This is a genomic window from Streptomyces sp. NBC_00306, from assembly GCF_036169555.1.
GTDB lineage: Bacteria > Actinomycetota > Actinomycetes > Streptomycetales > Streptomycetaceae > Streptomyces > Streptomyces achmelvichensis.
Map to the genome: position 1 here is coordinate 1363963 of NZ_CP108032.1, position 19781 is coordinate 1383743.

Below are 19781 nucleotides of genomic sequence, written 5' to 3' on the forward strand. Positions count from 1 at the left end.
GCCCGGCGGCCGTCCGTCACGGGGTTTTACGGAGCCTTCGGATCGAGATCGGCCGCCGCACGCTCCGCGAACACCCGCATGGCCTTCGCGGTGACCGGGCCGGGGGCGTCCGTGAGCTCGCGTCCGTCGACCCGGTGAACGGCCTGGACGTCGCGCAGCGTGGACGTGAGGAAGACCTCCTCGGCCCGCTCCAGCACGTCGAACGGCAGGTCCGTCTCCTTGGCACCGGTCCAGTCGGCCGTCAGGGCGCGGGTGATGCCCGCCAGACAGCCGGAGGCCACGGGCGGGGTGTGCAGCTCTCCGTCGACGACGACGAAGACGTTGGACCCGGTGCCCTCGCAGAGCTGTCCGACCGTGTTGGCGAACAGCGCCTCGGACGCGCCGTGCTCGGACGCGCGGGCGAGCGCGACGACGTTCTCCGCGTACGAGGTGGTCTTGAGGCCGGTCAGCGCGCCGCGCTCGTTGCGCGTCCAGGGCACGGTGATCACGGCCGTCGTGTCCTTGCGGCGCTTGGTCTCACCGAGGGCGACGACCAGCGTCGGGCCGGCGGTGCCACGGTCGGAGCCGAGGGGTGAGACGCCGCCGGTGTAGGTGATGCGCAGCCGGCCGAGCGCCATCGGGTTGGCGTCCAGCACGGCGGCGCAGGCTCGGCGCACCTCGTCGTGGTCCGGCTCGGGAAGACCGAGACCGGCGGCGGAGCGGCTCATCCGTTCGAGGTGGAGCGTGAGCGCGAAGGGCTGCCCGTGGACGGCCTTGACCGTCTCGAAGATGCCGTCGCCGACGGTGAGACCGTGGTCGAACACCGAGACCCGCGCCTCGTCGGCGTCCCGCAGTCCTCCGCCTAGCCAGAGCTTCATCCCACTGTCCTTCCGCCGGTCACGTACGCCCCCGACGCTACCGCGAGCAGGCGCGACGCCTTGAGTTCGGTCTCGTCCCACTCGCGTTCGGGGTCGGAACCCCAGGTGATACCCGCACCGGTGCCGAACCGCAGGACCGGGCCGCCGGGCGGGGTCCGGTCGATCCAGAACGTCCGTATGCCGACTGCCAGCTCACCGGTTCCCCGGTCGGCGTCGACCCAGCCGACCCCTCCGCAGTACGGCCCCCGCGGTGCGGTCTCCAGCGCGTCGATGATCTTCAGCGCACTGGACTTGGGGGCTCCGGTCACCGAGCCGGGCGGGAAGGTCGCCTCCAGCAACGCCTGCCAGCCGTCCTTCGGCCCGAGCTCGCCGCGTACGGTCGAGACGAGATGCACCAGCCCCGGGTGGGCCTCGATCTCGCAGAGCGCCGGGACGGAGACGGTGCCGGTGGCGCAGACGCGGCCGAGGTCGTTGCGCACGAGGTCGACGATCATGACGTTCTCGGCGTGGTCCTTCTCCAGCAGGTCCTCGGGGGTCCGGCCGGTGCCCTTGATCGGCCCGGACTCGACCACGGCGCCGTCGCGCCGCAGATAGAGCTCGGGCGACGCGGTGGCGATCTCCACGCCGTGGCCGGGCAGCCGAATCGTTCCGGCAAAGGGAGCCGGGTTGCCCCGCGCGAGGAGTGCGGTCAGGGCGTCGACATCGGCTGCGGCCGGGTCGGGCAGCGGCGCCGACAGGATCCGGCAGAGATTGGCCTGATACACCTCGCCGGCCGCGATGTGCTCGCGGATGCGCCGGACTCCGGCGGTGTATCCGGCGCGGTCCAGCGACGAGGTCCAGTCGTCCGCGGTGGGACCGCGCCACTGCCCGGGGACCGGCGCGGGCACCGGCTCCGTCCGTACGTCACCGAAGCGCGCGCAGGTCAGAGTGCCCTCGAAGTCCGCGACGACGGCCCAGAAGCCGGCGGAGTCGAGGGCTTCGGGGTCGCTGGTGACATCCCGGAGGTCCGTGGCGATGAGTCGCCCGAAGCGGGCCAGAGGAGCGAGGTCGTGCACGTCTGCGAGTCTATGACCGGTGCGGATGTGCTGCTGCGGCCCGAACACACGTCAGCACGCTGCGGAAACGCGTTTTTGTGCTGGACCAGTAATCCGCTAGAGTTCAACACGTCGCCGGGACACGTCAGTGATCCGGAAACAAGCGGACGTGGCTCAGTTGGTAGAGCATCACCTTGCCAAGGTGAGGGTCGCGAGTTCGAATCTCGTCGTCCGCTCGAAGTGGGGGATCTTTCCCGAAGCCCCTGCACTCCTGGTGGAGTGGCCGAGAGGCGAGGCAACGGCCTGCAAAGCCGTCTACACGGGTTCAAATCCCGTCTCCACCTCCAAGGACGATTAGCTCAGCGGGAGAGCGCTTCCCTGACACGGAAGAGGTCACTGGTTCAATCCCAGTATCGTCCACTGATCCGTAAGGATCTTCCCGGTCTTCAGACATGGGACCCGCGCGATTAGCTCAGCGGGAGAGCGCTTCCCTGACACGGAAGAGGTCACTGGTTCAATCCCAGTATCGCGCACGCAGTACCACGCATGATCGTCCCGCGCGATTAGCTCAGCGGGAGAGCGCTTCCCTGACACGGAAGAGGTCACTGGTTCAATCCCAGTATCGCGCACCAGCCAGAACCCCCGGCCGTCTCGACGGCCGGGGGTTCTGTCGTCGGCGGGTCCGGCCGCCGGCTACCCCGTGAAGAGCTGGGTGGCTTTGCGGATCAGCTCGTAGAGGCCGTAGCCGAAGGGCACGGCGACCCAGAGCCAGACCGCGACGCCGAGCGCCTTACGCCTGCTGCTGTTCATGGACCGCCCCTTCCTTCCGCGGCTCGTGGAAGCGCGCGTCGACCGGCCGTACGAGCTCGTTGGCGACGAAGCCGACGGCCAGCAGCCCGATCATGATGTACAGCGACGCGGTGTAGAGGCTGGGGCCGGTGCGGCCCGCCGACTCCTGTGCGTCCGCGACCCAGTTGACGATCAGCGGTCCGAGGACTCCCGCGGTGGACCAGGCGGTGAGCAGCCGGCCATGGATGGCGCCCACTTGATAGGTGCCGAAGAGATCCTTCAGATACGCGGGGATCGTGGCGAACCCACCACCGTAGAACGACAGGATGACCAGCGCGCAGACGACGAAGAGCGGCTTGGAGTCGTTGCCGAGCTGCACGATGGCGAAGTACATCAGCGCGCCGACGCCGAGGTAGACGCGGTAGATGTTCTTCCGGCCGATGAGGTCCGAGGTGGACGACCACAGAATGCGGCCGGTCATGTTCGCGAGGGAGAGCAAGGCGACGAAGCCCGCCGCCGCGGAGGCGGTCACGGCGGCCGGGGTGTCGGCGAAGAAGTCCGTGATCATCGGCGCGGCCTTCTCCAGGATGCCGATGCCTGCGGTGACGTTCATGCACAGAACCACCCACAGGCACCAGAACTGCGGTGTGCGCAGGGCGTTGTCAGCCGACACATGGGCCGTGGTGATCAGCGTGCCGGAGTGCTCCTTGGGTTCCCAGCCCTCCGGTTTCCATCCGTCGGGCGGGACACGGACGAGCATGACACCCAGCGACATGAACGCCGCGTACGCCAGGCCGTGGACGAGGAACGCCGAGGCGATGCCGGTGTTGTCCGTGCCGAAGGAATCCAGCATCTGCGTGGACCAGGGCGAGGCGATCAGCGCTCCGCCGCCGAAGCCCATGATGGCGATGCCGGTGGCCATGCCCGGGCGGTCCGGGAACCACTTGATGAGCGTCGACACCGGGGAGATGTAGCCGATACCGAGACCGATGCCGCCGATGAAGCCGTAGCCGAAGACGACAAGCCAGTACTGGCGGGTCGCGGCGCCGAGGGCGGCGATCAGGAAGCCGGAGGAGAAGCAGATCAGGGAGACGAACATGGCCCAGCGCGGGCCGTTGCGTTCGACGAGCGTGCCGCCGAAGGCCGCGGAGAGGCCGAGCATCACGATGCCGAGTTGGAAGGGGAGGGCGCTGGCGGTGCCGGACAGATCGAGGGACGACTCGAGCGCGGGCTTGAACACGCTCCAGGCGTAGGCCTGTCCGATGGAGAGGTGGACCGAGAGAGCGGCGGGGGGAACGAGCCAGCGGCTCCAGCCGGGGGGTGCGACGGTGCGGGACCTGTCGAGGAAGGTCATGGCGGCACCCTAGAGAGCGATCATGCTCATGACTAGATGCCGAGGGCACCTTTTTTGTCGACGATATACGCGGGGCGTGGTGCGGGCGGTGATGCGGGCGGCGCGGGAGGCGCTGCGCGCGCTGCAGGAGGCGGTGCGGGCGGTGCAGGAGGCGGTGCGGGTGGTGCGGGCCCGGACGGGGAGCCCGGGCCCGCGGGTGCCGCGGCCGTCGTCGCGCCCGTCGGCAGGAGAAGACCGACCGCGGGCACGAAAGCGGTCAGGAGGAGAACAGCATCCGGCCGAAGCCCTTCTGCCGGTGATGACCACCGTGGTGCCCGCCGTGATGCGGGGCGCCCCAGGCGGGCGCCGGAGGGGCGGGGTACGCCTGCGGGGCCGGGGCCGCCGGGTACCCCTGCGGGGGCGGGGCCTGCTGCTGCCACTGGGACTCGAGACGCGTGAGGGACTCGAGCTCGCCGTAGTCGAGGAAGATTCCCCGGCAGCCGCTGCACTGCTCTATCTGGACGCCGTTGCGGTTGTACGTGTGCATCGCTGCATGGCACTTGGGACACTGCATGGTCTGCTTCAGCTCCTCGCCGTTCGGTCGACGTCGCCGGATGCATGCCCGGTGACAAGGACTTCAGCCTACGACGGAGGCTCGAACTCCAACTCGGGCGGGAGGTCGACTATTCGAGCACACGCATCGATCATCATCTGATCGACCTCGTCCGTTTCGCGCTTCTCCGCGATCGCTCTGGCCAGCGAGAGCGCGGCGGTCTGGACGGTGAGCGCCCGGGCGGGGACGTCGAGTTGAGGCCACGGGTCGCCGTCCACGGGGACGGCCGGTCCCTGTTCGGCGATGTACGCGCCGAGGAAGCGCTGCCAGATCTGCGGGGCCAGCAGGCCGGCGGCGTACCAGGCGGCGGGCCGGGCGAGATCCCACGCGGGGTCCCCCACGCCGAGATCGTCGACGTCTATCAGCAGCCAGGGGCCGGACGGGGCGGGGTGGCGGACGAGCTGGCCGAGGTGGAGGTCGCCGTGACAGAGCGCGTCGCGGGGGGTGGCGGTGTCTTCGCGGGAGGACGCGGTCTCTTCGAGGGGGGACGCGGTCTCTTGGCGGGGGGACGGGGTCTCTTCGCGGGGGGACGCGGTCACGTCGCGGGCCCAGGCCGGCAGTCGGTCCCAGGCGCGGCGGACGACAGCCGCGGCGGGGTGCTCCCCCGCCACCGACTCCATCCGCGCGAGGGCCCGGGCGACCTTGGCGGGGCCGCGCATGGGCGGCAGCGGGCCGGGAAGCGCTGCGACGTCCACCCGGTGCAGGCGCGCGAGCAGGACCGCCGCCTCCTCCCAGGGGGCGGCGTCGGGGTCCTCCGGGTCCACGGGGGCGCCGTACGGCCACGCAGTGACCGGTCTGCCGTGCACGTCCGGTGCGTCCAGCGGGAGGGGCGGCAGGAGGATCCCCGCGAGGAGGGGATCCGACGCCACGGCGAGGCGGGCGCGGTGGCCGTTCGGGTCCGTACCGGGGGCGTGAGCCTTGGCGACGGCCTCGCCGTGGCGGACGACGGCACCGTCGTCGCGGTCCGCGAGCACGGACTCGTCCTCGTCGCGTCGGCAGGCGGGGCAGGGGCGGCGGGCGCCGGGGAGATGGGCGGCGCTGCGGGCGGTGCGAGCGAGCTCGTTGACGACGGACATGGTTCCCCCGGGGGTGTGCTGGGCGTTCACCCTACGGGGGCGGTTGCGGGGTCTGGGCGGTGGTGGCTGAGCCGCGTGGTGTTGTTCGCCGGGGTTCTTGTGGCTCAGCCCCTTGTTCGGTGCGGGTGCGTGTGGCTCGGGCCCGGGTGCTTGTGGCTCAGCCCTTGTTCGGCTCGGGCCCTTGTGGCTCAGCGCCTGTTCGGCTCGGGTTCCTGCGGCTCGGCCGTCAGGTGGTTGTGGCGCGGCCGGTTGTGCGGCTGCTGTCCCGGTGCCGTTCCGGGGTCATGTCCGGGACTGCGGTCCTCACCGCGCTTCGCGCGAGTTGCGGGCGCTTTGACGTCCCGGACACGACCCCTGCACGTCCCCGTCCCTGAACTCCACCAGTGCGGTACGCCCCTCGCCTCACCCACGCTCGCAGCGCACCCCTGTTCACGGAGGGTCGCGGGGACGGCGGGAGGGGGGCGGGGGCGCAGGAGGGGGTGTCCGGACGTCAAAGCTTCAGCAACTCGCGCGAAGCGCGGTGAGAAAGCAGTCCGGACACCCCCCTCCGGAGAACCCGAACCCCGCACCCACCCACCAACCCGGCGCAGCCGCACCACAAGAACCCGCACCACAACAGGGGCGCACCACAAGAACCCGCACCGGACAAGAACCCGCACCAAGCCCCGCACCACAAGAACCCGCACAAGAAGACCCGCACGGACAATGCGCGATGGCCGGTCAGCTCCCCAGCTGACCGGCCATTGCTGCCGTCCGCCGCACCCCCGTCCCCACGGGGTTTTGGCCGGATGTCCCCGACCCGGACCGCTCTTCCGGGTCCGGGGCGCTGGTCAGCGCCCCAGCATCACGCCCACGGACGACGCTTGTGTGACCACTGCTTCCCAGCCGCCGAAGGCGACCACCAGCAGTGCCGCCAGAGGAAGAACCATCGCCGTCGCCACCAAGGGGTGTCGCCGGCCGGACGCGCGGCCGCCGAACGCGGCGTATGCCCTGCGTCCCTGCGTGCGGATCATGGTCCGCGATGCCGTGTCCGCCATGGTTCCTCTCCTGTTCGTCTGTAAGCGGCGGGTGCCTGACCTCGGGGGACGAGTGCTGCACCCGCCGCTTGACAACAACATTAGGGATCTCGCAGGCCCCGGGCGTCATGCCCGCGTACCGATTGCCGGGCCTCCCGGAGGATGAGCCGTCACCCCCCGGCGTACTCCCCAGGGTGGAGATGCCGCTCTAGGCCTTGGGGTCTTCCCGGAGGGGACCCTCCGAGGCGTCCTCCCGGGGGACCGGCTGCTCCACCAGAGCGAGGACTCGGGTGGCCATGAAGCGGGCCGTCCGGACCACGGTTCCGTTGCGGGTGACTTCGCTCACTTCCACCACGCCTCTGCGCACCGCCGTCTCCACCCGGCGACCCGCCCGGCTTGCCACGACTTCGTACGTCCGCGTCGTGTCACCCGCGTCCACCACTATCTCCACGCGGTCACCCTTCATAGATCCAATCCCCCTTCTGCGACGGACCGTTGAGATCTCGCACGGGCCAAGCAACATGGATCCGGCGTCCCCTGACCACTCTTCAAGTTTCCCACCCGGCACTGACAATCGATCGGGCCGCGAGGGCGCGGCCTATGAGCGCACCGGGGCGGGGATCCGTAAGCTGTGCCACGTCAGACGGACGACCGGGCAGCGGGGCGGGGCCTCCCGCCCGCTGGGCAGAGGTGGGGCTCCTCCCACCGCCAGGCAGGGGTGGGGTCTCCCCCACCGTAGGTAGGGGACGGACATGGCGATGATGCGGCTCCGGCGCGAGGATCCGCGTGTCGTCGGCTCGTTCAGGCTTCACCGGCGGCTCGGCGCGGGCGGGATGGGCGTCGTCTATCTCGGTTCGGACCGCCGGGGCCAGCGGGTCGCGCTGAAGGTGATCCGGCCGGATCTGGCGGAGGATCAGGAGTTCAGATCGCGGTTCGCCCGTGAGGTGTCCGCCGCCCGGCGGATCCGCGGCGGCTGTACGGCGCGGCTGGTGGCGGCCGATCTGGAGGCGGAACGGCCGTGGTTCGCCACGCAGTACGTTCCCGGCCCCTCGCTGCACGACAAGGTCGCCGAGGAGGGCATCCTCGCGGCCTCCGAGGTCGCCTCGGTCGGGGCGGCGCTCGCCGAGGGCCTGGTGGCGGTGCACGAAGCCGGTGTCGTGCACCGGGATCTGAAGCCGTCGAACATCCTGCTGTCGCCCAAGGGCCCGCGCATCATCGACTTCGGCATCGCCTGGGCGACCGGCGCGAGCACGCTGACGCACGTCGGTACGGCGGTCGGCTCTCCCGGCTTCCTCGCCCCCGAGCAGGTACGGGGGGTGGCGGTCACCCCGGCCACGGACGTGTTCGCGCTGGGGGCGACCCTCGCGTACGCGGCGACCGCGGACTCCCCTTTCGGGCACGGCGGTTCCGAGGTGATGCTGTACCGCGTCGTGCACGAGGAACCGCATCTGCACGGCGTACCCGACTCGCTCGCCCCGCTGCTGAGCGCCTGTCTGGCCAAGGACCCGGAGGAGCGCCCGAGCACCCTGCAGCTCTCGATGCGGCTCAAGGAGATCGCGGCGCGGGAGGCCCAGGGGCTGCCGGAGGCGCGGCCGCCGGCCCAGCGCGAACGCATCGAGGCGGACCGGCCGACGTCCCGCTACCCGGAACGCCTGGAGCGTACGGAGCGCATGGAGCGTCCGGAACGGCCGGAGCGCGGTGAGCGGCCGGAGCGGCGTACGGGGGGTTCGGGGTCGCGGCCGCAGCCGTCGCGCACCGGGGGTTCGCGCCCGCAGCAGCCACGCAACTCCCGCCCCCAGGGACGGCAGGGCACCCGGCCCGGAGGGCGGACGACGTCGGGGGGGCGGCGGCCGGCAAACCCGAGGCTGCTGCGGCAGCGGATCATCGTCTTCTTCGTCGTGACGCTGATCGTCGCGCTGGGCATCGCCGCCGCCCAGCAGTTGTGACCCGGGCCCCGGGGGTGGTTCAGGCTCCCGGGCGGCCCGTCGCCACCGCGTAGAACGCCACCGCTGCGGCCGCGCCGACGTTCAGCGAGTCGACGCCATGGGCCATCGGGATGCGCACCCACTCGTCCGCGGCGACCAGCGCCTGGGTGGACAGGCCGTCGCCCTCGGCCCCGAGCATCAGCGCCACCCGTTCCAGCCGGTGCGGTGCGGCCTCGTCGATCGTCGCGGCCTTCTCGTCGGGGGTGAGGGCGAGGAGCTTGAAGCCCGCCTCCCGTACGGCGTCAAGTCCCTTGGGCCAGGCGTCGAGACGGGCGTACGGGACCGAGAAGACCGCACCCATGGAGACCTTCACGGACCGGCGGTAGAGCGGGTCCGCGCAGTCCGGGGAGAGCAGGACCGCGTCCATCCCGAGGGCGGCGGCGCTGCGGAAGATCGCGCCGATGTTGGTGTGGTCGTTGACGGACTCCATCACCACGACCCTGCGGGTGGTCCGGAGCAGTTCGTCGGCCGTCGGGAGGGGCTTGCGCTGCATGGACGCGAGAGCGCCGCGGTGCACGTGGTAGCCGGTGACGCGTTCGGCGAGCTCGGGGCTGACCGCGTAGACGGGTGCCGGGAGTTCGTCGATGACATCGCGCATGACGTCGACCCACTTGGCGGACAGCAGCATGGACCGCATCTCGTATCCGGCGTCCTTGGCCCGTCTGATCACCTTCTCGCCCTCGGCGATGAACAGGCCTTCGGCGGGCTCGCGCTTGCGTCGCAGCTCGACGTCGGTCAGCCCCGTGTAGTCGCGCAGACGCGGGTCGTCGGGGTCCTCGACAGTGATGAGATCGGCCACAGGGTGATACTGCCTTCTCCTGGTGGTGGTGCCAACGCCTGGGCAGGAGTCGGTTACTGGGGGTTACGCGGGTGCTGGGGGTTCCGCGGGCCGACGGTGACGACCTCGCCGATGACGATGACGGCCGGCGGGCGTACGTCCTCGGCCACGACCGTCTCCGCGACGGTGGCGAGGGTCGCGTCGACACGGCGTTCGGCGGCCGTCGTGCCCTCCTGGATCAGGGCGACGGGAGTGTGCGGGTCACGGCCGTTGGCCGTCAGCGTCTGGGCGATCGCGCCGATCTTGTCGACGCCCATCAGGACGACGAGGGTGCCGCGCAGCCTGGCGAGTGCCGGCCAGTCGACCAGCGAACGGTCGTCGTCCGGGGCGACATGGCCGCTGACGACGGTGAACTCATGGGCCACACCGCGGTGGGTGACCGGGATGCCGACGGCTCCGGGCACGCTGATGGAGCTGGAGATCCCGGGGACGACGGTGCACGGGATACCGGCCTGGGCGAGCGCCTCGGCCTCCTCCATGCCGCGGCCGAACACGAAGGGGTCGCCGCCCTTGAGCCGTACGACGGCCTTGCCCGCCTTGGCGTGCTCGATCAGGGCGTTGTTGATGGCCTCCTGGGCCATGTAGCGGCCGTAGGGGATCTTCGCGGCGTCGATCACCTCGACGTGCGGCGGCAGTTCGTCGAGAAGGTCGCGGGGGCCGAGACGGTCGGCGATGACGACATCGGCCTCGGCGAGGAGCCGGCGGCCGCGGACGGTGATGAGGTCCGGGTCGCCCGGACCGCCGCCGACGAGAGCGACGCCCGGGGTCCTGGTGCGGTGGTGCGGGGCGGCGAGGGTGCCGTCGCGCAGTCCTTCGACGATGGCGTCGCGTACGGCGGCGGAGCGGCGCGGGTCACGGCCGGTGAGGACGGCGACCGTCACACCCTCCGACCGTCCGGTCGCGGGGGTCCAGGCGGTCGCGGCACCGGCGTCGTCGGACCGCACGCACCAGGTGCGGGTGCGCTCGGCCTCGGCGGAGGCCTGTGCGTTGGCCTCGGCGTCGGCGGTCGCGATGAGGACGTACCAGGCGTCGGAGAGATCCCCGTCGGCGTACCGGCGCTGCTCCCAGCGGATCTCGCCGGACGCGGCCATGGCCTCGACGGAGGGCGTCGCGGAGGGCGAGACGAGCAGGATGTCGGCACCGGCGGCGATCAGCGCGGGGAGCCGGCGCTGGGCGACCTGCCCGCCACCGACGACGACGACGCGTCGCCCCGAGAGGCGGAGCCCGACGGGGTAGGCGGGGTGCTCGGGCGCGTGCGCTTGCTCGGCCATGGCGGTGGGGACTCCTCGTACCGTACGGAGGTGCGGTCCGCTGCGACGATGAAGCGGCTGGTGGGGCCACGATATCGGGGGGCGGCGAGAGGGTGCCCGGGCGGGCGGCGCGGCTGGGTTGTGACGTCGGCCGAGACCCGGGTTGCGGGCGGGCGGTGCGGCAAGTGGTTGCCGCGCCATGGCGCGGGCGTCGTCGCGCCGGCAGGCGGTGCCGGCTTCGCGCGAGCGCGGGGCCGGGCTGGCGGAGGTGGCGAGCAGCCCGCCGCACGTCCGTAGCTGCGCCCGCGGGGTGAGAGCGGCCTCGCGCGGCCGGCGGGCGGTCCGGGACACCGGGCACGGTGAGCCGCCGCCGACGCCCTGGCACCCCGCTTCCGCGAGCGCGGCGAGCACCCCGACCCACCGACATCGCGGACGAGGTGAGAGGCACTGACCCATTTCTCGGCGGCCAACCAGCCCGGGGTGGCTGACAACCGGCCCGCCCGGAGCCGGCAGGCAGCCGGCGGATCGCCGCGCGGCGATCCGGGCAGCGCCGCTGTCGTCGCGCCCACAGGCGGGACCGGCCCTGAGCACGGGCGCAGACAGACCGGGACGCGTGCGACACCCCCGCCGGCAGACAGGTCCGGCCCGGGCGGCAGACAACCGGCCCCCGCAGGCGCGCATCGGCATGCGGGGCCAACCCTGAGCACGAGCGCCGACAGACCGGGACCGCGAGTTCCCTTGCGACGGGACGACAGACAACCAGCCCCGCAGGCGCGCGCCCCCGGGCCGACGCCCACCGCTCGCATCGGCACGCGGGTCCGGTTCCGGCTCGCAAGGCGGCCGGCAGCCGTCCTCTGCCGTTCGTCGCGCCCGCAGGCGGGACCGGCCCTGAGCACGGGCGCAGACAGACCGGGACGCGTGCGACACCCGCGCCGGCAGACAGGTCCGGCCCAGGCGGCAGACAACCGGCCCCGCAGGCACGCGCCGCCCTGCGGGTCCGTTCCGGGCCCGCGGGGCGGCCGGCATCCGCCCTCTGCCGCCCCGTCGCCCCAGCAGGCGGGACCGGCCAAGCCCAAGGGCCCGGCCCGGGCCCGCCCGCTTTCGCTACTTCTCCGTCACGCCCGCCGAGTCGAACGTCGCCACCTCGTGCATCGCCCTTGCCGCGCTCTGCACCACCGGCAGTGCCAGCAGTGCGCCCGTGCCCTCGCCGAGGCGGAGGTCCAGGTCGACCAGGGGGCGCAGGCCCAGCTTGTTGAGGGCTGCCACGTGGCCCGGTTCCGCGCTGCGGTGGCCCGCGATGCAGGCCGCCAGTGCCTCGGGTGCGACGGCGCGGGCGACCAGGGCCGCCGCTCCCGCCGAGACGCCGTCCAGCACCACCGGCGTACGCAGTGACGCGCCACCCAGGATGAAGCCGACCAGAGCCGCGTGCTCCAGGCCGCCGACCGCGGACAGGACGCCGATCGGGTCCGCGGGGTCCGGCGCGTGGAGGTCCAGCGCGCGGCGGACGACGTCGACCTTGCGCGCGTGCATCTCGTCGTTGATGCCCGTGCCGCGGCCCGTGATCTCGCCCGGGTCGATGCCGGTGTAGACGGAGATCAGCGCCGCCGACACCGTCGTGTTGGCGATGCCCATCTCGCCGGTGAGCAGCGCCTTGTTGCCCGCCGCGACCAGGTCCCGCGCCGTCTCGATGCCGACCTCGACCGCCGCGAGGACTTCCTCACGGGTCAGCGCAGGGCCGGTGGTGAAGTCCGCCGTGCCGGCGCGCACCTTGCGCGGCAGCAGTCCGGGCGTCGCGGGCAGGTCGGAGGCGACTCCGACGTCCACGACGCAGACCTCGGCGCCGACCTGGTTGGCGAAGGCGTTGCAGACCGCTCCCCCGCCGAGGAAGTTCGCGACCATCTGGCCGGTCACCTCCTGGGGCCAGGCCGTGACCCCCTGCGCGTGCACCCCATGGTCTCCGGCGAAGATCGCGACGGCCGCGGGCTCGGGGATCGGCGGCGGGCACATCCGGGAGAGTCCGCTCAGCTGCGCGGAGATGATCTCCAGCATGCCGAGCGCACCTGCCGGCTTCGTCATCCGCTTCTGGCGCTCCCACGCCTCGCCGAGCGCCTTGGCGTCCAGCGGGCGGATGTTGGTGACGGTCTCCTGGAGCAGATCGTGCGGGTCCTCGCCGGGCAGGGCGCGGCGGCCGTACGTCTCCTCGTGGACGACCCACGACAGCGGCCGGCGCTTGGACCAGCCCGCCTGCATCAGCTCGGGCTCCTCCGGGAACTCGTCGACGTAACCGACGCACAGGTACGCCACGACTTCGAGGTGTTCGGGCAGTCCGAGCGCGCGCACCATCTCACGCTCGTCGAAGAAGCTGACCCAGCCGACACCGAGCCCTTCCGCGCGGGCCGCGAGCCAGAGGTTCTCGACCGCGAGGGCCGAGGAATACGGCGCCATCTGCGGCTGCGTGTGACGGCCGAGCGTGTGGCGTCCCCCGCGCGTCGGGTCGGCGGTGACGACGATGTTGACCGGGGTGTCGAGGATCGCCTCGATCTTCAGTTCCTTGAACTGCTTGGCCCGGCCCTTCGGCAGCGACTTGGCGTACGCCTCACGCTGGCGCTGGGCGAGTTCGTGCATCGAACGCCGGGTCTCGGCGGAACGGATGACGACGAAGTCCCACGGCTGCGAGTGACCCACGCTGGGCGCGGTGTGCGCGGCCTCCAGGACGCGCAGCAGCACCTCGTGCGGGATGGGGTCGGAACGGAAGCCGTTGCGGATGTCCCGGCGCTCGCGCATCACGCGCAGTACGGCCTCGCGCTCGGCGTCGTCGTATCCGGGCGCGGGCCCGTTGTCGGCGGCGACCGGTTCGGGCCCGGCGACCGGAAGGGTCTCCTCCGGTACGGGCTCGGCCGCGGGGTCCTGGACGGACATGGGCTGGGACTCCTGTACGGCCTCGGCGTCCGGCTCCGGCAGGGGCTCGGGCTCCGGCGCGGCGTCGGTCACCTCTTCCGCGTGCTGGACGACGACGTGCTCCGAGGCCTCGCGCGGCGCGGGCACCATGACCCCGGCGTCGGCCTCCACCTCTGCTTCGGGCTCCGCCGGGTGCTCGATCGCCGCCACGGGCTCGGCGGACGGAACCTCGTCGACCGGTTCCGCCTGCGCGGGTACGGACACGGTCCCCACCTCGGCCTCAGGCGCCTCATGGAGGGCCTCCGGCGACGCGGAGACAGGCTCCTCCACCACGACCTCCGGTGTCGCGACCGGCTCCGGCTCGGCCGCCTGTTCCGGGACGACGGCGACCGGCGTGGGCGCCAGGTGCTGATCGTCGGGCAGCGAGCCCTCGACCGGCACGAAGTGTCCCTCGGACGACTGCTCCGGCGCGGGCTCGGGCAGCGCTTCGGGCTGCTGCTCCGCCTCCTGCTCCGGTACCGGCGTTTCCGCCACCGGCGCTTCCGCCACCGGCATTTCCGTCACCGGCATTTCCGTCACCGGCGCTTCCGCCACCGGCATCTCCGCCACCGGCGCTTCCGTCGCGACCGGTGTGACAGAGGCGTCCGCTGTGACAGGCGAGGGCTCCGGGACGACCGTTTCTGCTGGTACCGGATCCGGGGTCCGGAGCTGCGGGGCCTGGGGCTGGGGAACCTGCGGCTGCGGGTTCCAGGGCGCCCCCGCCTGCGGCGGGATCTCCCCCAGCTGCGGACCCGGCAGCGGGGCGCCGTTCTCGTCCCGCGGAATGTCCAGGTACTCCGGGCCCGTGGTGGCCGGTCCGGGATTGTTCTGCACGGTCAGGGGGTGCGGAGGCATGCCCGCGGGACCGCGGTCGGCCAGGGAGCGGACGACACCGCCGGAGGTGTCGGGCATCGGCGGGCCCATGTGCAACGGACGCCGCGCCGGCGGAGGCGTCGGGGTCGCGGACGACGGCGGGATGCGGACGCCTCGGAGGTCGACGGAGCCCGAGTGACGGCCTCCGGCCTCGTGCGCACCGGTTTCGTGCTCGACGGCAGCACGCGCCGCGGCTTCGTGAACCGCCGTCTGGGAAGCGGCCTCGTGGGCAGCGGCCTCGTGGGAAGCCGCCCCACGCGTGCTGTCGTGTGCGTTCGCCTGCCCGTTCTCCGCGGCCTCGTACAGGCCCGCAGCCGGCTCGCCCCCGAACGCCGCCTGGAAGTTCTCGGCGAGGGCGGACTGCTGCGCCGAGGCCACCGGGCCGAGACCCTGCCCCGGACCGGCGGCGGGCTGTATGCCCGTCACCGCGTGGTCGGGAGCGCCGGAGAAGCCGGGGGTTCCCGGATCCGCCGGGGCGTCGAAGCCCGGGCTGCCCAGATCCGTCGGAGCGGCGAAGGCGCCTCCCGCCTGCGGGGCGCTGCCGTACTCGGCCATCGGCTGGTCGGAGGCGTAGTGCTCGGCCAACGGCGCCTGGGTCATCCGGTGCGCGGGGGCGGCGAACTGCTCGGCCACCGGCGCCGGCGCATGGCCCGTCGCGCCGTGGTGCGTCGGTGCGGCCGGCACGGACTGCGGGTCGCTCCACGCGCCCTGCGCCCCCGGCATGAGCAGCAGATCGTCCTCTTCGGAATGGGTCTCGGACGGGTCCTGGAAGGTGTACGCACCGGGGATGCCCGGCTGCTCCACCACGCCCGCGTTCTCGGGCATTCCCTCGCCCGGGATCTGGCCGGTGTCAGTCATGCATACCCCTCGCCCATCGCTTGTGATCCTTCCCCGTCGCCCGGGGCGCCCGGCGCCGCGCACCTGACGCCCGTCAACAAGAACGAGCGGGTGCGCCGCGCGGCACGATGCCCCACGGACTCACAGCATTCTCGCGGCCGTTCGCGGCCATGGCACGGAGATCCGGCACGGTCCGCTGTGGGCTGCGCCACGTTGCGCGTCCCCCGGTTCCGACGTACCACATACCGGAGCCAAAGCGACCCCATTTTCCGGACATTGACGAACGAAGCGACGAACGTCCGGGCGCGGTACAACGATCGGCCAGCCTACCCCGCGGCCCTCGGCGGCGGGTCAGTGGGCGCGGTCGGGCTGCCGTCCGGAGAGCAGGAAGACGACGGACCGTTCGCGCTCCGCCCAGCCCTCGGGGTCCAGTTCGACGCTCTGGAGGAGCGCGCATTCGACGATGTATCCGCCGGCGGCGAGTGCCTCGCCGATCGCCTCGGCCTCGTCGCGGGTCGACGCGTGGGTGACGATGCGTTCCGGCCGCCGGTCGGCGCAGGCGGTGACGACGGGGACCCCGCCGCCCCCGATCCGTACGACATCGGGTTCGGGCAGCCGCTCCAGCACATGGGGTGCCTGGGCGTTCACGATCTGCATCTGGACGCCGGCGCCGCGTGCGGCAGCGTCGGTACGGGCGCAGTTGCGCGCGTCGGCGTCGACGGCGATCACCGCGGCACCGAAGCGGGCCGCCTCGGCGGCGAGGGCGCCGCTGCCGCAGCCGATGTCCCAGACGAGGTCGCCGACACGGGGCCCGAGGCGGGCCAGTTGGGCGGCGCGCAGCTGCTCCGACTCCCCCTCGCCTCCGCTCTCCCGCTCGTCGCCGTCCTGCGCGTAGGACTCGGTGGGCAGCGCCCAGCCGCGCGTCCCGGACGGATAGCCGGGCTCGCGGCCCGCGATCCAGCCGCTGCCCTGGACGGTGGTGCTGCCCGTGCCGCCGATGACGATCACGACGTTGGGGTCGCGCCACACGTGGTCGGCGGCCTTGTCGGAGGTGAGGACGGTGACCTGCTCGCGGTCGGTGCCCAGCTCCTCGCAGATGACGAAGGTGCGGTGGACGCCTTCCAGCAGGAGGGCGAGCTCGGCGGGGCCCGCGCCCGGGGAGGTGAGGACGGCGACCTTGGTGTGTGCGCGGCAGACGTTGACGGCGCGTCGCAGGGTACGGCTGTGGGCGACGACCACCTGGGCGTCGTCCCAGGGCATCCCCGCGCGGGCGAAGGCGGTGGCGACGGAGGAGACGCCGGGCACGACCTCGACCTCCAGGCCGTGCTCGGGGGCCCGCAGGGTGCGGACGACGCCGAAGAAGCCCGGGTCGCCGTCGGCGAGGACGACGGCGCTGCCACGGTGGACCGCGATCCGCCTGGCGGCGAGGTCGACACTGCCGAGCCGGATGCGCTCGGCGTCCCGTGGCACCTCCGGGAGCGCGAGATGGTGGGCCGCCCCGGCCACCAGCGTGGCGGCGGAGAGGGCGGACCTGGCCGCGGCGGTGAGGGGCGAACCGTCCCAGCCGATCACCGTGACGCGGTCGGCCATCGTCGTCAGTCTCCCTGGTGGTGTCGCAGGTGGTGCAGGGCGTGCCCGTACGGGCACGCCGAGGCTACCTGGGGTACGCACTCACTGAATCAGCCGGGGCCCGGGCAGTTCCAGTCGGCGGTCAGTTCCAGTCGGTGAACGATGCGTAGCCGGAGTCCGCCAGCTGGTCCGTGACGCCTTCGAGGTCCTCGGACAGCAGGCTCCAGACGATCAGGTCGGTGCGGATGTCGGCCCAGCCGCCGTCGGCCGTCTGTGTCCGCGCTATCCAGGCGTTCCGCAGGACACCCTCGCTGATGCAGCCGATCTTCTGGGCGACCTGCTGGGAGGCGGTGTTGTCGGCGGGGGTGCGCAGTTCCATGCGTTCGAAGCGCTGTACACGGAACAGCCACTGGGCCATGGCCAGGACGGATTCGGTGGCGTATCCCTCGCCGCGCGCCCAGGGGGCGGTGACATAGGCGACCTCGGTGGCGAGTGTGCGCCAGTCGGTGTTCCGCAGGTGCACCATGCCGACGAGCCGCTGAGTGAGGAATTCGGTGACGGCCAGGGCGATCCCGCGGCCTTGTGTACGTTCAGAAGGAGCGATCCTGCGCACCCAGCGCTCGGCGTCCGTCGTGGTGTACGGCTGGGGCACGGACGTCCAGGCCGTGACCATCTCGTCGTTCATCATCTCGGTGAGCGCCGGGATGTCGGCCTCTTCGAAGGGGCGCAGCACCAACCGCTCCGTGCTGATGGACACGTCCGGGAAGGTGGTAGTCATGCGCGCTCCGTAACCAGGGGCCTGCTGAAAAGCCCAGCATGCAGCATGACGCGCCGGAACTGCACCACAGGGTCCCGGACTTGAGCAGGGGGCGGGAATGCCGACGGGCCCCGCACCCCCGTGAGGGAAGTGCGGAGCCCGCGGGACCGCGACGGCCCGAAGCCCGGCTTCCGGATCGTGCCGGGCTCGCGGGCCCGAGCCGGGGGCCCAGGGCCTCTCGATCGGTTCTTGCCGGGCTCGCGTGCACGGCCCGGGGTCTAGCCCGCGGCGGCCGGCAGGACGGAGCCCTTGTAGGTGTCCTGGATGAACTTCTTCACCTCGGGCGAGTGCAGCAGCGTGACGAGCTTCTTCACCCGCGGATCGTCCTCGTCGCCCTTCTTCACGGCGAGGACGTTGGCGTACTCGTTGCCCTCGGCGCTCTCCAGCAGCACGGCGTCCTTCTTGGGGTCGAGCCCCGCGTCGAGCGCGTAGTTGCTGTTGATCACCGCCGCGTCCACGTCACCGAGGACACGCGGCAGCTGCGCCGGCTCCAGTTCCTTGAACTTCAGCTTCTTCGGATTGGACGTGATGTCCGCGGGGTCGGCGGTGACGCCGGCCCCCTCCTTGAGCGTGATGACCCCCTGGGAGGCCAGCAGCAGGAGCGCCCGGCCCTCGTTGGTGGTCTCGTTCGGCACGGCGACGGTCGCACCCGCGGGCAGCTCGGCGATGTCGTCGAGCTTCTCGGCGTACACCCCCATCGGAGGCAGATAGGCCTCGGTGACGGGGACGAGGTCGGTGCCCTTCGTCGTGTTGAAGTTCTCCAGGAACGGGGCGTTCTGGTACAGGTTCGCGTCCAGCTGCCCTTCCGCGAGTGCGGTGTTGGGCAGGACGTAGTCCGTGAACTCCTTGACCTGGAGGTCCAGGCCCTCCTTCTCGGCGAGGTCCTTGGCGATGAAGTCGAGTACCTCACCGGCCGGCACGGCGGTGGCGCCGACGACGAGGGTCTTCGCGTCACCGCCGCCCTTGCCCGGTCCCGAACCGCACGCCGTCAGCGCCAGGGCGAGTGCCCCGGTCGCGGCGACGGCCGCGATGGCCCGCTTGCGCATGGTGTGCTCCCTGTCGTGTCGTACGGGCTGTGGTGGTCGTCCGGGCCGGTCAGACGGCCGGGACCACGGAGCCCTCGTACGTGTCCTCGATGAACTTCTTCACCTCGGGCGACTTCAGCAGCTTGGCGAGCTTCACCACGCGCGGGTCCTTCTCGTTGCCCTTCTTGACCGCGAGGAAGTTGCCGTACGGATTGCCCTTGGCGGACTCGAGGACGAGGGAGTCGTCCTTGGGGCTGAGCTTGGACTCCACGGCGTAGTTGCCGTTGATCACGGCGGCGTCGACGTCGTCGAGCGAGCGCGGCACCTGGGCGGCCTCGATCTCCTTGAACTGGATCTTCTTGGGGTTCTCGGCGATGTCCTTGGGCGTCGCGTCGTTGCCCGCGCCGGCCTTGAGCTTGATGACGCCGTTGAGGGCGAGCAGCTTGAGGGCGCGCGCCTCGTTGGTGGTGTCGTTCGGCAGCGCGACCGTGGCGCCGTTCTTCAGGTCGGCGATCTTCTTGACCTTGTTGGAGTACAGGCCGAGGGGCTCCAGGTGCACCGTGGCGACGGGCACGATGTGCGTGCCGTTCTTCTTGTTGAAGTCGTCGAGGTACGGCTTGTGCTGGAAGTAGTTGGCACCCACCTCACCGCTCTCGGTGGCCGTGTTCGGCGTCACGTAGTCGGTGAACTCCTTGACCTCCAGCTTGAGGCCGTCCTTCGCCGCGAGGTTGTCCTTGACGTAGTTCAGGATCTCGGCGTGCGGGACGGAGCTCGCGGCGACGACGAGCGGAGCGTCGGCGTCGGCGGAGGAACCGGAGTCGGAGCCGCAGCCGGAGAGCCCGAGGGTGAGGGCTCCGGCGGCCAGGACGGCGGTGGTGATCTTGGCGGTGTTACGCACGAAAAGTGCCTTTCTCCATGGGTGGTACGACCCT

At 71.9% G+C, this 19781-nt stretch carries 16 protein-coding genes and 5 tRNA genes; 6 read left to right on the forward strand and 15 right to left on the reverse strand.

From position 1 onward, the window contains the following. Positions 1 to 26: 26 nt before the first annotated feature. Positions 27 to 857, reverse strand: coding sequence for an aminotransferase class IV (locus tag OHA05_RS06055; RefSeq protein WP_328860012.1), 831 nt, complete (start codon positions 855 to 857; stop codon positions 27 to 29). Next, entirely contained in the window at positions 854 to 1912 is a 1059-nt protein-coding gene (locus OHA05_RS06060) for a chorismate-binding protein (protein WP_328860013.1), read from the reverse strand. The genes OHA05_RS06055 and OHA05_RS06060 overlap by 4 nt, the downstream gene beginning before the upstream one ends. 142 nt (positions 1913 to 2054) lie before the next feature. Here OHA05_RS06060 and OHA05_RS06065 point away from each other — a divergent pair. The 5 genes from OHA05_RS06065 (at position 2055) to OHA05_RS06085 (ending at position 2523) form a co-directional block, all read left to right on the forward strand. After that, positions 2055 to 2127, forward strand: a tRNA-Gly gene (locus OHA05_RS06065). A 37-nt stretch (positions 2128 to 2164) separates the two neighbouring features. Beyond that, a tRNA-Cys gene (locus tag OHA05_RS06070) sits at positions 2165 to 2238 on the forward strand. A gap of 1 nt (position 2239) precedes the next feature. Further along, positions 2240 to 2311: transfer RNA gene (locus OHA05_RS06075), tRNA-Val, on the forward strand. Between the two features lie 41 nt (positions 2312 to 2352). Continuing rightward, positions 2353 to 2424, forward strand: a tRNA-Val gene (locus tag OHA05_RS06080). A gap of 24 nt (positions 2425 to 2448) precedes the next feature. After that, a tRNA-Val gene (locus tag OHA05_RS06085) sits at positions 2449 to 2523 on the forward strand. A gap of 61 nt (positions 2524 to 2584) precedes the next feature. Here the strand turns inward: OHA05_RS06085 and OHA05_RS38215 are convergent. The 6 genes from OHA05_RS38215 to OHA05_RS06110 form a co-directional block, all read right to left on the reverse strand. Beyond that, positions 2585 to 2701 carry an MFS transporter small subunit gene (locus OHA05_RS38215; RefSeq protein ID WP_413777795.1) on the reverse strand — a complete coding sequence of 39 codons (117 nt, stop codon included), beginning with the start codon at positions 2699 to 2701 and terminating at the stop codon, positions 2585 to 2587. Further along, positions 2682 to 4034 (reverse strand): L-lactate MFS transporter, encoded by a 1353-nt coding sequence (locus tag OHA05_RS06090; RefSeq protein WP_313947422.1) that lies wholly within the window; start codon positions 4032 to 4034, stop codon positions 2682 to 2684. The genes OHA05_RS38215 and OHA05_RS06090 overlap by 20 nt, the downstream gene beginning before the upstream one ends. 256 nt (positions 4035 to 4290) lie before the next feature. After that, positions 4291 to 4587 (reverse strand): TFIIB-type zinc ribbon-containing protein, encoded by a 297-nt coding sequence (locus tag OHA05_RS06095; RefSeq protein ID WP_313947421.1) that lies wholly within the window; start codon positions 4585 to 4587, stop codon positions 4291 to 4293. A gap of 68 nt (positions 4588 to 4655) precedes the next feature. Then, positions 4656 to 5702 (reverse strand): phosphotransferase family protein, encoded by a 1047-nt coding sequence (locus OHA05_RS06100; protein ID WP_328860014.1) that lies wholly within the window; start codon positions 5700 to 5702, stop codon positions 4656 to 4658. An 830-nt stretch (positions 5703 to 6532) separates the two neighbouring features. After that, the gene (locus OHA05_RS06105) at positions 6533 to 6739 is read right to left on the reverse strand and encodes a hypothetical protein (protein WP_313947419.1); all 207 of its coding nucleotides are present in this window, start codon (positions 6737 to 6739) and stop codon (positions 6533 to 6535) included. A 187-nt stretch (positions 6740 to 6926) separates the two neighbouring features. Then, positions 6927 to 7184, reverse strand: a complete 258-nt coding sequence (locus tag OHA05_RS06110; protein ID WP_313947418.1) for a hypothetical protein — start codon at positions 7182 to 7184, stop codon at positions 6927 to 6929. A 286-nt stretch (positions 7185 to 7470) separates the two neighbouring features. Here OHA05_RS06110 and OHA05_RS06115 point away from each other — a divergent pair, with 286 nt between their 5' ends. Then, positions 7471 to 8664 (forward strand): serine/threonine-protein kinase, encoded by a 1194-nt coding sequence (locus OHA05_RS06115; protein ID WP_313947417.1) that lies wholly within the window; start codon positions 7471 to 7473, stop codon positions 8662 to 8664. 19 nt (positions 8665 to 8683) lie between these two features. Here the strand turns inward: OHA05_RS06115 and OHA05_RS06120 are convergent, their stop codons facing one another. From OHA05_RS06120 to OHA05_RS06150, 7 genes are all read right to left on the reverse strand, one after another. Further along, the gene (locus OHA05_RS06120; RefSeq protein WP_313947416.1) at positions 8684 to 9502 is read right to left on the reverse strand and encodes a TrmH family RNA methyltransferase; all 819 of its coding nucleotides are present in this window, start codon (positions 9500 to 9502) and stop codon (positions 8684 to 8686) included. A 53-nt stretch (positions 9503 to 9555) separates the two neighbouring features. Continuing rightward, a complete protein-coding gene (gene cobA / locus OHA05_RS06125; RefSeq protein WP_313947415.1) occupies positions 9556 to 10812 on the reverse strand; it encodes a uroporphyrinogen-III C-methyltransferase in 1257 nt (418 codons plus the stop codon). A gap of 1083 nt (positions 10813 to 11895) precedes the next feature. Continuing rightward, positions 11896 to 15459: a nicotinate-nucleotide--dimethylbenzimidazole phosphoribosyltransferase gene (gene cobT / locus OHA05_RS06130; protein WP_328860015.1), complete on the reverse strand. Its 3564-nt coding sequence runs from the start codon at positions 15457 to 15459 to the stop codon at positions 11896 to 11898. A 330-nt stretch (positions 15460 to 15789) separates the two neighbouring features. Further along, entirely contained in the window at positions 15790 to 17028 is a 1239-nt protein-coding gene (gene cbiE / locus OHA05_RS06135; RefSeq protein WP_313947413.1) for a precorrin-6y C5,15-methyltransferase (decarboxylating) subunit CbiE, read from the reverse strand. Between the two features lie 121 nt (positions 17029 to 17149). Then, positions 17150 to 17785, reverse strand: coding sequence for a GNAT family N-acetyltransferase (locus tag OHA05_RS06140; RefSeq protein WP_313947412.1), 636 nt, complete (start codon positions 17783 to 17785; stop codon positions 17150 to 17152). Between the two features lie 257 nt (positions 17786 to 18042). Then, positions 18043 to 18870: a MetQ/NlpA family ABC transporter substrate-binding protein gene (locus OHA05_RS06145; protein WP_313947411.1), complete on the reverse strand. Its 828-nt coding sequence runs from the start codon at positions 18868 to 18870 to the stop codon at positions 18043 to 18045. Positions 18871 to 18919: 49 nt separating this feature from the next. Next, positions 18920 to 19747: a MetQ/NlpA family ABC transporter substrate-binding protein gene (locus OHA05_RS06150; protein ID WP_313947410.1), complete on the reverse strand. Its 828-nt coding sequence runs from the start codon at positions 19745 to 19747 to the stop codon at positions 18920 to 18922. Positions 19748 to 19781: the final 34 nt, after the last annotated feature.